This window comes from Blastococcus sp. VKM Ac-2987 (assembly GCF_026967805.1).
Lineage (GTDB): Bacteria > Actinomycetota > Actinomycetes > Mycobacteriales > Geodermatophilaceae > Blastococcus.
The window spans coordinates 340,951-355,745 of the sequence record NZ_JAPVBG010000003.1 but is presented as its reverse complement, the minus strand read 5'-3'; the positions used below and the strand labels follow the sequence as shown (position 1 = coordinate 355,745).

At 73.4% G+C, this 14,795-nt stretch carries 12 protein-coding genes; all 12 read right to left on the bottom strand.

Annotation, left to right across the window (positions count from 1 at the left end; all coding sequences use genetic code 11):
* Nucleotides 1–56 precede the first annotated feature (56 nt).
* Entirely contained in the window at nt 57–398 is a 342-nt protein-coding gene (locus O2W17_RS16985) for an RNA polymerase-binding protein RbpA (RefSeq protein ID WP_269194393.1), read from the bottom strand.
* Between the two features lie 127 nt (nt 399–525).
* A complete protein-coding gene (gene secG, locus O2W17_RS16980) occupies nt 526–762 on the bottom strand; it encodes a preprotein translocase subunit SecG (protein ID WP_269193624.1) in 237 nt (78 codons plus the stop codon).
* A gap of 247 nt (nt 763–1,009) precedes the next feature.
* Complete coding sequence (locus O2W17_RS16975) at nt 1,010–2,785, bottom strand: ABC transporter substrate-binding protein (protein WP_269193623.1); 1,776 nt, start codon at nt 2,783–2,785, stop codon at nt 1,010–1,012.
* Between the two features lie 44 nt (nt 2,786–2,829).
* A complete protein-coding gene (tpiA, locus tag O2W17_RS16970) occupies nt 2,830–3,639 on the bottom strand; it encodes a triose-phosphate isomerase (protein ID WP_269193622.1) in 810 nt (269 codons plus the stop codon).
* Between the two features lie 13 nt (nt 3,640–3,652).
* On the bottom strand, nt 3,653–4,846 hold the full coding sequence (locus O2W17_RS16965) for a phosphoglycerate kinase (RefSeq protein WP_269193621.1): 1,194 nt from the start codon (nt 4,844–4,846) through the stop codon (nt 3,653–3,655).
* 2 nt (nt 4,847–4,848) lie between these two features.
* Nucleotides 4,849–5,853: a type I glyceraldehyde-3-phosphate dehydrogenase gene (gene gap, locus O2W17_RS16960; protein ID WP_269193620.1), complete on the bottom strand. Its 1,005-nt coding sequence runs from the start codon at nt 5,851–5,853 to the stop codon at nt 4,849–4,851.
* A gap of 260 nt (nt 5,854–6,113) precedes the next feature.
* Nucleotides 6,114–7,094, bottom strand: coding sequence for a DNA-binding protein WhiA (gene whiA / locus O2W17_RS16955; RefSeq protein ID WP_269193619.1), 981 nt, complete (start codon nt 7,092–7,094; stop codon nt 6,114–6,116).
* A 134-nt stretch (nt 7,095–7,228) separates the two neighbouring features.
* Nucleotides 7,229–8,197, bottom strand: coding sequence for a gluconeogenesis factor YvcK family protein (locus O2W17_RS16950; protein WP_269193618.1), 969 nt, complete (start codon nt 8,195–8,197; stop codon nt 7,229–7,231).
* Complete coding sequence (gene rapZ, locus O2W17_RS16945; protein WP_269193617.1) at nt 8,198–9,208, bottom strand: RNase adapter RapZ; 1,011 nt, start codon at nt 9,206–9,208, stop codon at nt 8,198–8,200.
* Nucleotides 9,205–11,238: an excinuclease ABC subunit UvrC gene (uvrC, locus tag O2W17_RS16940; protein ID WP_269193616.1), complete on the bottom strand. Its 2,034-nt coding sequence runs from the start codon at nt 11,236–11,238 to the stop codon at nt 9,205–9,207. Before uvrC ends, rapZ begins: the two co-directional genes overlap by 4 nt.
* A 156-nt stretch (nt 11,239–11,394) precedes the next feature.
* Complete coding sequence (locus tag O2W17_RS16935; protein ID WP_269193615.1) at nt 11,395–11,685, bottom strand: hypothetical protein; 291 nt, start codon at nt 11,683–11,685, stop codon at nt 11,395–11,397.
* Between the two features lie 208 nt (nt 11,686–11,893).
* On the bottom strand, nt 11,894–14,791 hold the full coding sequence (uvrA, locus tag O2W17_RS16930) for an excinuclease ABC subunit UvrA (RefSeq protein ID WP_269193614.1): 2,898 nt from the start codon (nt 14,789–14,791) through the stop codon (nt 11,894–11,896).
* Between the last annotated feature and the right edge of the window lie 4 nt (nt 14,792–14,795).

Sequence of the window (14,795 nt, the reverse complement as noted above, 5' to 3'; positions counted from 1 at the left end):
CGCCCCCGGCGCCGCGGCGTTCGCGGGGATCAGCCCCGCTGCGGCGGACGCGGGGATCAGCCGCCGCGGCGGACGCGCAGCCGGTCCAGCGCCTCCTGGAGGAGCGCGTCGCCGTCGGCGTCGGTGCGCCGTTCGCGCACGTAGGCCAGGTGCGTCTTGTAGGGCTCGATGCGCGGCGCCGGCGGCGGCGCGGCCTCGTCCTGCCCGGCCGGCAGCCCGCACCGCGGGCAGTCCCAGAACTCCGGGACCTCGGCCTCGCTCGCGAGCACCACGCGCGTCTCGTGCCCGTTGGCGCACCAGAACGGGATGCGCCGCCGTGGTGCCGACTCGCCGCGCTCGACCTCGCCTATCGGACCCGCACCGACCCGGGTCCCCCGGATCGCGTTCCCACCAGCCACCACGTGTGCCCCCTGATCATCGGTCCAGGTCGCGGCAGCGCCGACCGCCGCGCGGGCAGTCTAGGGCGAAACGGGACTCTCTCCGGTCACGTTTGTGCGCCGGATCTCCGATCAGGCGGAGCTGGGCTCAGGCCTGGACCTTGATCAGGATGCCCAGGCCCACGATGCAGACCGTCCAGATCATCGCGGTGAAGACGGTCAGGCGGTTGAGGTTCTTCTCGACCACCGACGACCCGGACAGCGACGAGGACGCCGCACCGCCGAACATCGACGACAGACCGCCACCCTTGCCTCGATGCAGCAGGATGAGCACGATGAGGAGCAGGCTGCTGAGGATCAGCAGCACGTTGAGCACCAGCTCCATGGACCTCTCCGGAAGGCTCGACGACCGGCGACGGACGCCAGCTCTCGTCCCGAGCCTAACCGACGTCCCCGCCCGGACCTGTCAGCGGACCCTGTGACCTGTCCGCTTCCGCGCCCCGGTCCGCTCCTCGCTCGCCGGCGCTCGCTGCGATGCTCCCGGGGCTGTCAGCGGACCCTGTGACCTGTCCGCTTCCGCGCCCCGGTCCGCTCCTCGCTCGCCGGCGCTCGCTGCGATGCTCCCGGGGCTGTCAGCGGACCCCGGCGGTGGCGACGTCGTAACCGTCGTACGGGCGCATCACCACGCCGTTGCGCAGCCGCTGCCCCGAGACCAGCTGGATGCGGGTCTCCGCGAGCGGGACGTAGGCCCCGCTCGCCCGGGCCGCGTCGGCGACCTGCGCCCAGTCGGCGTCGCCGGCCCGGGCCTGGTCGACCAGGGCGTTGATCTCCGGGTCGTCCAACCGCGCGTAGTTCGGGTTGCCCACCCGGGCGACGCTGCGGCCGTCGACCAGCGGCCCCAGGAAGGACCCGGCCGTCGGGAAGTCGGCGGTGCGGGTGGCGAGCACCAGCCCGTAGCCGTTGGCCGCGACGTTGCCGGGGTTGCCCACGTCGGTGGCGTAGAAGGTGGCGGGATCCAGCGGGCGGACCTCGACGTCGATGTCCACCGCGGCGAGCTGGGCGGCGATCTCGTCGGCGACGTCGACGCTGCTGCGCACGTCGGGCACCGCGAGGACGGTGGCGAAGCCGTCCGGGCGGCCGCAGTCGGCCAGCGCGGCCCGGGCCGCCTCGGGATCCGGCTCCGCGTCGGCCCCCCCGGGACCTCCCCCGAGTGCCCGCGGCCACAGCTGCGTGCTGCGGACGGCGTCGACCGCACCACCGAGGGCCGACTGGACCGCGCGCCGGTCGATGGCCGCGACCACGGCCGCCCGGCAGGCGGGGTCGTCCATGGGCGCCACGTCGGTGGGCAGCGCGAGCAGGCGCACCGCACCGGTCGTCACGTCGTCCACCCGGTCCAGCAGGGCGGCGCCGTCCTCGGCGGCCAGCCGGGCGGTCGTCGCCGCCTGCACGCCCGTGCCGGAGACGTCCAGGTCGGCGGAGCCGGCCAGCAGCGCCTGGTCGCGGGCCAGACCGGAGAGCCCGGTGCGGACCTCCACCCGGTCGGGCAGCGCGGTCCGGACCTCGTCGGTCGCCGGGTCCCACTCCGGGTTGCGCTCCAGCACGATGCCGGTCTCCGGGTCGACCGAGGTGATCGCGTACGGGCCGGAGGACACCGGATCGGCGCCGTACTCGCCCCGGGTGTCGGCCTCCGCCGGCACCGGGCTGCTGGACGGCAGGGCGAGGACGTAGGGCAGGTCCGGCTGCGGCGAGCGCAACCGGAAGACGATCGTGCGCTCGTCCGGCGTCTCGATCGAGCTGAGGACGGGGTCGTCCTCCTCGGTCGAGTAGGGGCCCGGGTAGGGGTTGGCCGGGTCGTCCAGGAGGTCCACCAGGTAGGTGGGCCCGCCGACGATCACGTCGGAGGCGAACGACCGCTGGATGCCGTACTTCACGTCACCGCTGGTGATCGGCCGGCCGTTCTCGAAGCGGATGCCCTCGCGCAGGGTGTAGGTCCAGGTGAGACCGTCGTCCGACACGGCGCCCAGGTCGGTCGCGAGGTCCGGCACCAGCTCACCGGTGGCGCCGGGCGCCGCGTCGAACGTGACGAGCGTGCGGGTGTAGAGGCGCATCAGGTTCCACACCCCGGGCAGGTAGGACCGCTGCGGGTCGAGGCTGTCGACGGCGGGGGCGACGACGCGCAACGTGCCACCGCGCTCGTCCGACGGGGAGCGGACACCGTCGACGCCGGCGTCGGGCCCGTCGGCCAGCACCGGGACGTCGGCCCGCCCGCCACCGCTGCCCAGACAGCTGACGGCGACGACGAGCACCAGCACGATCACGGCTGCAGCAGCGAGGACTCGCCGCCAGGACCAGCCGCGCGCCCACGGCGGGAGCCGGTCGGCCGGCCGCTCCCGGATCTGCTGCTCCACCTGCTGCCCGCCCTCCCCGTGTCCGGCCGGGGGGGCAGCAGGGTTCAGCTACCGCCGGCGGCGATCCGACAGATCTGCGCGAACTCGTCGGCGTCCAGGCTGGCACCGCCGACGAGCGCACCGTCGATGTCCGCCCCGGCCAGGATCCCGGCCGTGTTCGCGGCCTTCACCGACCCGCCGTAGAGGATACGGACCGTGGCCGCGCTGTCACTCCCGAAGCGCTCGGCGAGCCGCGCCCGCAGCGCCCCGCACACCTCCTGCGCATCATCGGGGGTGGCCACCTCACCGGTGCCGATGGCCCACACCGGCTCGTAGGCGAGCACCAGCCCGGCGACCTGCTCGGCGGTCAGCCCCTCGAGGGCCGCGTCGAGCTGGCCGGTGCAGTGGGCGACGTGGGTGCCGGCCTTGCGGACGTCGAGCCCCTCCCCCACGCACAGGATCGGCACGACGCCGTGCCGCAGCGCGGCCCGCACCTTGGCAGCGACGACGCCGTCGTCCTCGCCGTGCAGGGCCCGCCGCTCGGAGTGGCCCACCGCGACGTACCCGCAGGCCAGGGCGCTGAGCATCCCGCCGCTGACCTCGCCGGTGTAGGCGCCCGAGTCCTGCGCGGAGATGTCCTGCGCGCCGTAGCCGATCGCCAGCTTGTCGCCGGCGACGAGCGTCTGCACGCTGCGCAGCGCCGTGAACGGCGGGAGGACGACGACCTCGGCGGCGTCGAGCTCCTCCTCCTTGAGCGAGAACACGACCTTCTGGACCAGCCCGATGGCCTCCAGGTGGGTCATGTGCATCTTCCAGTTGCCGGCGATGAGCGGCCGGCGCCCTTCACGGGCGGGGACGGGACGGGTGCGTGCCATGTCGGCTCCTCGCTCAGTCGGCCAGGACCGCGAGGCCCGGCAGGTCCCGGCCCTCGAGGTACTCCAGCGACGCACCGCCACCGGTGCTGATGTGCCCGTAGGCGTCCTCGTCGAGACCCAGGACGCGGACCGCCGCCGCCGAGTCACCGCCCCCGACGACCGACAGGCCGTCCACCGCGCCGACCGCCTGGGCCACGCCGCGGGTGCCGGCCTGGAAAGGGGCGAGCTCGAAGACGCCCATCGGGCCGTTCCAGAACACGGTGCGGGCGTCGCCGAGGATCGACCCGAAGACCTCGACGGTGCGCGGGCCGACGTCCAGGCCCATCTGCCCGTCGGGGATCTCGGTCGCGTCGACGACCGAGGTCTCCGCCTCCGCGCTGAACTCGGGGGCGCAGACGACGTCGACCGGCAGCACGATCCGGTCGCCGGCCTCGGCCAGCAGCCGGCGGCAGGTGTCCACCTGGTCGGCCTCCAGCAGCGAGTTGCCCACCCCGTGGCCCTGGGCGGCGAGGAAGGTGAAGCACATGCCCCCGCCGACGAGCAGCCGGTCGACCTTGGGCAGCAGCGCCTCGATGACCGCGAGCTTGTCGCTCACCTTCGAGCCGCCGAGCACTACCACGTAGGGCCGCGCGGGCTCGGTGGTCAGCCGGGTGAGCACCTCCAGCTCGCGGGCGACCAGCCGGCCGGCCGCGTGCGGGAGGCGCTCGGCGACGTCGAACACCGAGGCGTGGGCGCGGTGCACCGCACCGAAGGCGTCGTCGACGTACACGTCGGCGAGGGCGGCCAGCCGCTCGGCCAGCCCGGCCCGCTCGGCGTCGTCCTTGGACGTCTCCGCGGCCTCGAAGCGGACGTTCTCCAGCAGGAGGACGTCGCCGTCGCCGAGGGCGGCGGCCTTGGCCCGCGCGTCGTCACCGGCGACGTCGGCCGCCAGCGGCACCGTCGTCCCCAGCAGCTCTCCCAGGCGCGCGGCGACCGGCGCGAGGGAGGACTTCGGGTCGAGCGTGCCCTTGGGCCGGCCCAGGTGGGCGGCCACGACCACGCGGGCGCCGGCCTCGCGCAGGGCCTGCAGCGTGGGCAGGCTGGCGCGGATCCGGCCGTCGTCGGTGATGGTGCCGGTCGTCTTGTCCAGCGGGACGTTCAGGTCGGCGCGCAGCAGCACGCGCCGACCCGAGACGCCCTCGGCGAGGAGGTCGTCGAGAGAGCGCATCGTCAGAGGGACTTGCCCACCAGCGTGGTCAGGTCGACCAGGCGGTTGGAGTAGCCCCACTCGTTGTCGTACCAGCCCAGCACCTTGACCATCGGGCCGAAGACCTTGGTCAGCGTGGCGTCGTAGATGCAGGACGCCGGGTCGGTGACGATGTCGGAGGAGACGATCGGCGCGTCGGTGTAGGTCAGGTACTTGCCCAGCGGGCCGGCGGCGGCCTCGCGGTAGGCGGCGTCGACCTCGTCGGCGGAGGCCTCACGGGTCAGCTGGACGGTGAGGTCGGTGGCCGAGCCGGTGGGGACGGGCACGCGGATGGCGTAGCCGTCGAGCTTGCCCTTGAGCTCGGGCAGGACCAGGCCGATCGCCTTCGCGGCGCCGGTCGAGGTGGGCACCATGTTGAGGGCGGCGGCGCGGGCGCGGCGGAGGTCCTTGTGCGGGCCGTCCTGCAGGTTCTGGTCGGCCGTGTACGCGTGGATGGTCGTCATCAGACCGCGCTCGATGCCGAAGGCGTCGTGCAGGACCTTGGCCAGCGGGGCCAGGCAGTTGGTGGTGCACGAGGCGTTGCTGATGATCGTCTGCGAGCCGTCGTACAGGTCGTCGTTGACGCCCATGACGATCGTGATGTCGTCGTCGGTGGCGGGTGCGGAGATGATGACCTTCTTCGCCCCGCCGGCGTCGACGTGCTTGCGCGCGTCGGCGGCCTTGGTGAAGAAGCCGGTGGACTCGACGACGACGTCGACGCCCAGGTCGCCCCACGGCAGGTTGGCCGGGTCGCGCTCCGAGAGGACCTTCATGGTCTTCCCGCCGATGGTGATGCCGTCGCCGTCGGCCGAGACGTCCTCCTTGAGGACGCCCAGGATGCTGTCGTACTTGAGCAGGTGGGCCAGCGCCTCGTTGCTGGTGAGGTCGTTGACCGCCACGATCTCGATGTCCTGGCCGCTGGCCGCGGCGGCCCGCCAGAAGTTGCGGCCGATCCGGCCGAATCCGTTGATGCCTACCCGGACCGTCACTGCAGACCTCCCATAGGAACCGTCACCTTCGCCGGGCCGCGCAGACACGCGGCCTCGCTCCGTGCAGACCCTATCGGTCGGGCGGGACACCGGCTCCCGGTCGCCCCGGCTGTCACCGGACCGGGTCAGCCGCCCGAGGCGCCGTCCTCCTGGGCGCCACCGCCCCGGAGCACCGGGAGCCCGCCCGACGGGTGACGTCTGGAACGCCCGCCCGTCGGGATCCCGCGCCGCGCGTGCGCGGCGCGGGAGACGTGATCCGGCTACTGCGCGAGCATGTCGTCGGTGACGACGGACTCCGTGTCCGGGATCCCCAGGTCCTTGGCGCGCTTGTCGGCCATGGCGAGCAGACGCCGTATCCGACCGGCGACGGCGTCCTTGGTCATCGGGGGGTCCGCGCGCTGGCCGAGCTCCTCGAGGGATGCCTGGCCGAACTCCAGCCGCAGCCGGCCGGCGACCAGCAGGTGCTCCGGGGCGTCCTCGCCGAGGATCTCCAGGGCCCGCTCGACCCGCGCGCTGGCCGCCACCGCGGCCCGGGCGGAGCGGCGCAGGTTGGCGTCGTCGAAGTTGGCGAGCCGGTTGGCGGTGGCCCGCACCTCGCGGCGCATCCGCCGCTCCTCCCACGCCATCACCGCGTCGTGGGCACCCATCCGGGTCAGCAGCGCGCTGATGGCGTCGCCGTCCCGGACGACGACCCGGTCCGCGCCCCGGACCTCGCGCGCCTTCGCGGCGATGCCCAGGCGGCGAGCAGCGCCGACGAGCGCCATGGCCGCCTCCGGGCCCGGGCAGGTGACCTCGAGCGACGAGGACCGGCCGGGTTCGGTGAGCGACCCGTGCGCGAGGAAGGCACCCCGCCAGGCGGCCTCGGCGTCGTTGATGCTGCCGGACACCACGGCCGGCGGCAGGCCCCGCACGGGGCGCCCGCGCTGGTCGACCAGGCCGGTCTGCCGCGCCAGGCCCTCGCCGTGCTTGGCGATCCGGACCAGGTAGCGCACGCCGCGGCGGATGTTGCCGCCGGCGAGCACGCTCACCCCGCTGGTGTAGCCGTAGACCTCGCTGATGTCCCGGCGCAGCCGCCGGGCCACCGAGCCGGTGTCGAGCTCGGCCTCGATGACCACCCGCCCACCGACGATGTGCAGGCCACCGGAGAACCGCAGCAGCGCGGTCACCTCTGCCTTGCGCTCGGAGGTCTTCGTGCACTCCACCCGGGAGAGCTCGTCCTTCACCATGGCGGTCATCGCCATGCCGTCCACCCCCACGTTCCCCCGCGGTAACCCGCCACCGCAGTTCGGGTCAGCGTCATGTACGCCGTCCCCTTTCCCCCTCGTGCCGGCCAGCCGGCCGTACGCCCGGTATCCGCTCGCACACCTCTACTCGTTCACCGCACCCCGACCACGGAGGCCAACGCCGCGGACAGCCGCACGGGGTCGTGCCGCGGCGCGCCGTCCGGCTCGGCCACCGGCGCCAGCAGGAGCTCGGCACCGCACCCGTTGACTGCGTCAAGGAGACCACGGCGGTCAACCACCGATTCCACGTTCGCGATCACGGTGTGCAACGCCACTCCGTTCAGATGCGCCTGCAGCACGGCCAGATGCTCCTCCGGGGAGAAGCCGTCGGTCTCACCGGGCTGTGGTTCCAGGTTCAGCACCACCACCACCCGGGCGCGCGACGCGGTCAGTGCGGCGCGCAGCCGGGGCACGAGCAGGTGTGGCAGCACCGAGGTGTACCAGGAACCGGGGCCCAGCGAGACCACGTCGGCCGCCGCGATCGCCTCGAGGACGGCCGGGTGCACCACGGGGTCGGCCGGCGCCAGGCGGATCTGCCGCACCCGCCCCGGGGTCGCCGCGATCGCGACCTGCCCCCGGATGGTGCGCACCCGGGCGGGGTCGTCGGGGTCGGCGGTCTCCACGCGCGCGACGAGGTCGAGCGGTTCGTCGGCCATGGGCAGCACCCGCCCGCAGGCCCCGATCAGCGCGCCGAGCTCGTCGAGGGCGCGCACGGTGTCCCCGCCGTGCATCTCGGCGAGGCCGGTGAGCAGCAGGTTGCCGACCGGGTGCCCGGCCAGCACGCCGCTGCCGCCGAAGCGGTGCTGGAAGAGCGCGGCGAGGGTCTGCTCCCGCTCCGCGTCACCGGCGAGGGCGGCGAGGGCCATCCGCAGGTCGCCGGGCGGCAGGACCGGCATCTCCCGGCGGATGCGCCCGGACGAGCCGCCGTCGTCGGCGACGGTCACCACGGCGGTGAGCTCGGAGGTGATGCGGCGCCAGGCGGCCAGCGCCGCGGCGAGGCCGTGGCCGCCACCGAAGGCGACCACCCGGGGCGCCCGCCCCGGGGACGTCGTGCCGCCCATCTACTCGCGGCCCAGGTCGCGGTGCCGGGCCACGGCGGCGATGCCCTCGGCGTCCAGCCGCCGGGCGAACTCCTCCGCGATGGCGACGCTGCGGTGCTTGCCCCCGGTGCAGCCGACCGCCAGCGTCAGGTACCGCTTGCCCTCCCGCCGGTACCCGGGCAGCAGCAGCCGCAGCACCTCGGAGTAGCGGTCGAGGAAGTCGGCGGCGTCGTCCTGCCCGAGCACGTAGTCGCGGACGTCGGCGTCGCGGCCGGTGTGCTCCCGCAGCTCCGGGACCCAGTGCGGGTTGGGCAGGAAGCGCGCGTCGACGACCAGGTCGGCGTCCAGGGGCAGGCCGTACTTGAAGCCGAAGCTCATCACCGTCGCGGTGAGCGGCGGGGTGCGACCGTCGCGGGCGAACGCGTTCTCCAGCGTGGCCCGCAGTTGGTGGACGTTCAGGTCGCTGGTGTCGACCCACAGGTCGGCCTCGCCGGCGATGCCGGTGAGCAGCGCGCGCTCCTCGGTGATCCCGTCGGTCAGGGTGCCGCTGCCCTGGAGGGGGTGCTCCCGCCGGTTGGACTCGTACCGGCGCACCAGGACCTCGTCCCGGGCGTGCACGTAGACCACGCGGGGCCGGTGCCCGGCCGCGGACAGGACCCGGATGGCCTCCTCCAGGTCGCTGGAGAAGGCACGGCTGCGGACGTCGACCACCGCGGCGAACCGGCGCAGGTCGCCCCGGGCGCCGAGCTCCACCATCGGCAGCAGCAGCGCCGGCGGCAGGTTGTCGACGACGAACCAGCCGAGGTCCTCGAGCACCCGGCCGGCGCTGTTCTTGCCGGCCCCGGAGAGCCCGGTGACGACGACGACCTCCAGCGGCTGCGTCTCGGTGCTCGCGGGGTCGAGCGCCGGGGACACGCCGTTCTGCGGACCGGCGACGGCGGACTGCCCGGCCCCCGGCGCGGGTCCGGCGCCCTGGTCGCCCCCGCCGGCGTCGGCCGTGGCGTCGGCCCCCAGGTCGGTACCCGCGGTCACGAGGCCACCCGGCCGACCTCGGCGGTGTCGCCGGACCCCGCGCGCGGGCCGGCCTGCTCGGCCGGGCCCGGCGGCGACAGCGAGGTCGCCACCTCCGGCGGTGCGTCCTGCGCCCCCCGGACCGGCTCGGCGACCGCCGACTGCACCGCCTCCGCCGTCCGCCGCCCGATCCCCGGCACCGCCATGAGTTCCTCCACCGTCGCCGCACGCAGCCGCTTGAGCGACCCGAACTGCTTCATCAGCGCCTTCCGCCGCGCCTCCCCGAGCCCGGGGACGTCGTCCAGCAGCGAGACCAGCATGCCGGTGGAACGCTTCTGCCGGTGGTAGGTGATGGCGAAGCGGTGGGCCTCGTCGCGCACCCGCTGCAGCAGGTACAGCGCCTCGGAGGTGCGCGGGAGGATGACCGGGTCGCTCTCCCCCGGCAGCCACACCTCCTCCATGCGCTTGGCCAGCCCGCAGACGGCGACGTCGACGATCCCGAGCTCCTCCAGCGACCGCGCGGCCGCGGCCACCTGCGGGGCACCGCCGTCGACGACGAGCAGGTTCGGCGGGTACGCGAACCGGCGCGGCCGCCCCTCCTCGGCCGCGAGGCCCTGCTCGTCCCTGCGGTCGGCCTCCTCCTTGAGGTGGCGGGCGAACCGGCGGCGCACCACCTCCGCCATGGCGGAGGTGTCGTCGGTCCCCTCGGTGACGGAGAAGCGCCGGTAGTCGGACTTCTTCGCCAGGCCGTCCTCGAAGACCACCATCGACGCCACCACGTTCGTGCCCTGGACGTGGCTGATGTCCATGCACTCGATCCGCAGCGGGGCGTCGGGGAGCTCGAGGGCCTCCTGGAGCTCCGAGAGCGCCAGCGAGCGGGCGGTGAGGTCGCTGGACCGCTTCACCCGGTGCCGGGCGAACGCCTCCTTGGCGTTGCGCTCCACGGTCTCCATCAGGCTCCGCTTGTCCCCGCGCTGGGGCACCCGCAGCGACACCCGGCCGCCGCGCAGCTCCTCCAGCAGCTCGACGTAGACGTCGGCGTCGTCGGGCAGCTCGGGCACCAGCACCTCGCGGGGCACGGCCTCCCCCGCCTCGCCCGACCCGGTCTGCTCGTCCACGCCGCCGTAGACCTGGAGGAGGAACTGCTCCACCAGCTCCCCGGTGGTGACCTCCTCGACCTTGTCGATGATCCAGCCGCGCTGGCCGCGCACCCGCCCGCCGCGGACGTGGAAGACCTGGACGGCCGCCTCCAGGTCGTCCTGCGCGAAGGCGACGACGTCGGCGTCGGTGCCGTCGCCGAGGACGACGGCCTGCTTCTCCATGGCCCGCTTCAGCGCGCCGATGTCGTCCCGCAGCCGGGCGGCCTTCTCGTACTCCATCGCCTGCGCGGCCTCGGCCATCTCCCGCTCGAGCCGCCGGATCATCGCGTCGGTGCGGCCGGCCATGAAGTCGCAGAAGTCGTCGACGATCCCCCGGTGCTCCTCTGCGCTCACCCGGCCCACGCACGGGGCGGCGCACTTGCCGATGTAGCCGAGCAGGCAGGGGCGGCCGATCTGACCGGCGCGCTTGAAGACGCCGGTGGAGCAGGTGCGGGCCGGGAAGACGCGGGTCAGCGTGTCGAGGGTCTCCCGGATCGCCCAGGCGTGGGCGTAGGGCCCGAAGTAGCGCACGCCCTTCTTCTTGGGCCCGCGCATGACCTGCAGCCGGGGGTACTCCTCGTTCAGCGTCACGGCCAGCGACGGGTAGCTCTTGTCGTCGCGGTAGCGGACGTTGAACCGGGGGTCGAACTCCTTGATCCAGTTGTACTCGAGCTGCAGCGCCTCGACCTCGGTGCCCACGACCGTCCACTCGACGCTCGACGCCGTCGTCACCATCTGGCGGGTGCGCGGGTGCAGCCCGGCCACGTCGGCGAAGTAGCTGTTCAGGCGCTGCCGGAGGCTCTTGGCCTTGCCGACGTAGATGACCCGGCCGTTCGGGTCGCGGAACCGGTAGACACCGGGGCTCTCCGGGATGGAGCCGACCGCCGGGCGGTACGTGGACGGATCGGCCATGCCTCCACCCTAGGTCGGCCCACCGACACGACGTCAGCCGCCGGGACCCGTCCGACCCAGTGGCCCCAGGGGCCCCGGGTCGCGTCGGGCATGCCACCAGGACGCCCGGCGCACCGGGCGTCCCGGAGACGGATCAGCCGATCGGCCGCGGCGGCGTCAGCCGGCCGGTCGCGAGCGGTGCAGCGCCCACGGCGCGTGCGCGCCGGCGCTGGACGCGAGCCGCTGGCCGAGCCGGAGGCAGCGGCGCCCGAGCACCAGCGCGGACGCGATCGCCACCCCGCCGGACATGAACGCCACGGTGCCCGAGGCCTCGCCGCTGGCGACCGAGAACGAGGCGGCCAGCAGCGCCAGCACGACGATGTTGGAGCGGATGCTGCCGGTTCCGCTGCCCACGGGCGAGCCGCAGTTGGAGAGGTCTGGGTCGCAGTCAGGCGTGAGCGCGCTCATCGCTGTCCTCCTCCGAGGGACTCCGTCACGCCGCCCGGAAGCCTGTACGTGACATCGGTCACAGGGACCATACGACGAGGAACGCCTCCGTCTCAACCCCTGCTGCCGAGGACCTCTCCCGCACCCGTTCGCCGCCGCCCGTCGCCGGGTCCGCGCGACGACGGCCCGCGTCCCCAGCGGGGCGCGGGCCGTCGTGGACGCCGGTGGGTCAGCTGGCCTTCTTGCGGGCCCGCTTCTTCACCGGGCCGGCCGCGGCGGCGGCGATCGCGTCGGCGTCGAGCAGCGGCGCCAGGTAGCGACCGGTGTGGCTCTCCGGTACCGAGGCGACGAACTCCGGCGAGCCCTCCGCGACGACCATGCCGCCGCGGAAGCCGCCCTCGGGCCCCATGTCGACGAGCCAGTCGGCGCTCTTGATCACGTCCAGGTTGTGCTCGATGACGAGCACCGAGTTGCCCTTGTCGACCAGGCCCTGCAGCACCAGCAGCAGCTTGCGGATGTCCTCGAAGTGCAGGCCGGTGGTCGGTTCGTCGAGCACGTAGATGCTGCGCCCGTTGGACCGCTTCTGCAGCTCGCTCGCCAGCTTGACCCGCTGCGCCTCACCACCGGACAGCGTCGTCGCCGGCTGGCCGAGGCGGACGTAGCCGAGCCCGACGTCGGTGAGGGTGCGCAGGTACCGGGCGATGGCCGGGATCGCGGCGAAGAAATCCGCCGCCTCCTCGATCGGCATGTCGAGGACCTCGGACACCGTCTTGCCCTTGTAGTGCACCTCGAGGGTCTCCCGGTTGAACCGGGCGCCCTTGCACACCTCGCAGGGGACGTAGACGTCGGGCAGGAAGTTCATCTCGATCTTCAACGTGCCGTCGCCGGAGCAGGCCTCGCAGCGGCCGCCCTTCACGTTGAACGAGAACCGGCCGGGGAGGTACCCGCGGACCTTGGCCTCGGAGGTCTGGGCGAACAGCTTGCGGACGTGGTCCCAGACGCCCGTGTACGTCGCCGGATTCGACCGCGGGGTGCGGCCGATCGGGGACTGGTCGACGTGCACGACCTTGTCCAGGTGCTCCAGCCCGGTGACCGTCCGGTGCCGGCCGGCGACCTGCCGCGCGCGGTTCAGCTGGTTGGCCAGCGTCGTGTAGAGGATGTCGTTGACCAGGGTGGACTTCCCCGACCCCGAGACACCGGTGACCGCGACCAGGCAGCCGAGCGGGAAGGCGACGTCGATCCCGCGCAGGTTGTTCTCGCGGGCGCCCTTCACGACCAGCTCGCGGCCGGGCTCCGGCCGGCGGCGGACCTCCGGGACGGTGATCTCCATCCGGCCCGAGAGGTAGGCGCCGGTGATCGACCGCTCGCTGGCCAGCAGGTCCTCCACCGTGCCGCTGACGACGACCTCGCCGCCGTGCTCGCCGGCGCCGGGACCGATGTCGACCACCCAGTCGGCGGTCTTGATCGTGTCCTCGTCGTGCTCGACGACGATGAGCGTGTTGCCCATGTCGCGCAGCCGCACGAGCGTCTCGATCAGCTTGGTGTTGTCGCGCTGGTGCAGCCCGATCGACGGCTCGTCGAGCACGTAGAGCACCCCGACGAGGCCGGAGCCGATCTGGGTGGCCAGCCGGATGCGTTGCGCCTCGCCCCCGGCCAGGGTGGCGGCCGGGCGGTCCAGCGACAGGTAGTCGAGGCCGACGTCGACGAGGAAGGACAGCCGGGCCTGGATCTCGCGGAGCACGCGGTCGGCGATCGCCTTGGCCCGCTCGCCCAGCTCCAGGGCGTCCAGCCACTGCGAGGCCTCGCCGATCGAGAGGTTGGTGACCTCGGCGATCGACCGGCCGCTGAGCTTGACGGCGAGGATCTCCGGCTTGAGCCGGGTGCCGTGGCAGACGGGGCAGGGCACGTCGCGCATGTAGCCCTCGTACTTGTCCCGCATGTAGTCGCTGTCGGTGTCGTCGTGGCGCCGCTCCAGGAACGGCAGCACCCCCTCGAACGCCGCGTAGTAGCTGCGCTCGCGGCCGTAGCGGTTCTTGTAGCGGACGTGCACCTGGTCGGGCGAGCCGTGCAGGATCGCCTTCTGCACCTTGGCCGGCAGCCGCTCCCACGGGTCGTCCATGGAGAAGCCGATCTGCTGGGACAGACCGGTGAGCAGCCGGGTGAAGTACTCGTTGCTCATCGAGCTGGCCCACGGCGCGATGGCGCCCTGCGCGAGGCTCTTGCCGGGGTCGGGGACCACCAGCTCCGGGTCGACCTCCTTGCGGGTGCCGATGCCGGTGCACTCGCCGCACGCACCGAAGGGCGAGTTGAAGGAGAACGAGCGCGGCTCCAGCGCCTCGAACGACAGCCCGTCGTCGACGCAGGCGAGGTGCTCGGAGAAGGTGCGCTCCCGCTCCGGGTCGCCCTCGGGCAGGTCGACGAAGTCGAGGACCACCAGGCCACCCGCGAGACCGAGCGCGGTCTCCACCGAGTCGGTGAGCCGCCGCTTGGCGCTCTCCTTGACCGTCAGGCGGTCGACGATGACCTCGATGCTGTGCTTCTCCTGCTTCTTGAGCGTCGGCGGCTCGGTCAGCGGGTGCACGGTGCCGTCGACGCGGACGCGGGAGAAGCCCTGGGTCTGCAGGGAGCTGAACAGGTCGACGTACTCGCCCTTGCGCGCCCGCACGACGGGGGCCAGCACCTGGAAGCGGGTGCCCTCCGCCATGGCGAGCACCTGGTCGACGATCTGCTGCGGGGTCTGCCGCGAGATCGGCTTGCCGCAGTTGGGGCAGTGCGGCTGGCCGGCGCGCGCGTACAGCAGGCGGAGGTAGTCGTAGACCTCGGTGATGGTGCCGACGGTCGACCGCGGGTTGCGGTTGGTCGACTTCTGGTCGATCGACACCGCGGGCGAGAGGCCCTCGATGAAGTCGACGTCGGGCTTGTCCATCTGGCCGAGGAACTGGCGGGCGTAGGCCGACAGCGACTCGACGTAGCGGCGCTGGCCCTCGGCGAAGATCGTGTCGAAGGCGAGGCTGGACTTCCCCGACCCCGAGAGCCCCGTGAAGACGATGAGCGCGTCACGGGGGAGGTCGATGTGGACGTCCTTGAGGTTGTGCTCACGAGCGCCGCGGACGACGAGCCGGTCCATGTGA

Excerpts from the sequence above, each read along its gene's own strand:
- secG (WP_269193624.1), bottom strand. The coding sequence starts at position 762 with ATGGAGCTGGTGCTCAACGTGCTGCTGATCCTCAGCAGCCTGCTCCTC.
- tpiA (WP_269193622.1), bottom strand. The coding sequence starts at position 3,639 with ATGGCACGCACCCGTCCCGTCCCCGCCCGTGAAGGGCGCCGGCCGCTC.
- O2W17_RS16965 (WP_269193621.1), bottom strand. The coding sequence starts at position 4,846 with ATGCGCTCTCTCGACGACCTCCTCGCCGAGGGCGTCTCGGGTCGGCGC.
- whiA (WP_269193619.1), bottom strand. The coding sequence starts at position 7,094 with ATGGCGATGACCGCCATGGTGAAGGACGAGCTCTCCCGGGTGGAGTGC.
- O2W17_RS16950 (WP_269193618.1), bottom strand. The coding sequence starts at position 8,197 with ATGGGCGGCACGACGTCCCCGGGGCGGGCGCCCCGGGTGGTCGCCTTC.
- uvrC (WP_269193616.1), bottom strand. The coding sequence starts at position 11,238 with ATGGCCGATCCGTCCACGTACCGCCCGGCGGTCGGCTCCATCCCGGAG.
- O2W17_RS16935 (WP_269193615.1), bottom strand. The coding sequence starts at position 11,685 with ATGAGCGCGCTCACGCCTGACTGCGACCCAGACCTCTCCAACTGCGGC.
- uvrA (WP_269193614.1), bottom strand. The coding sequence starts at position 14,791 with ATGGACCGGCTCGTCGTCCGCGGCGCTCGTGAGCACAACCTCAAGGAC.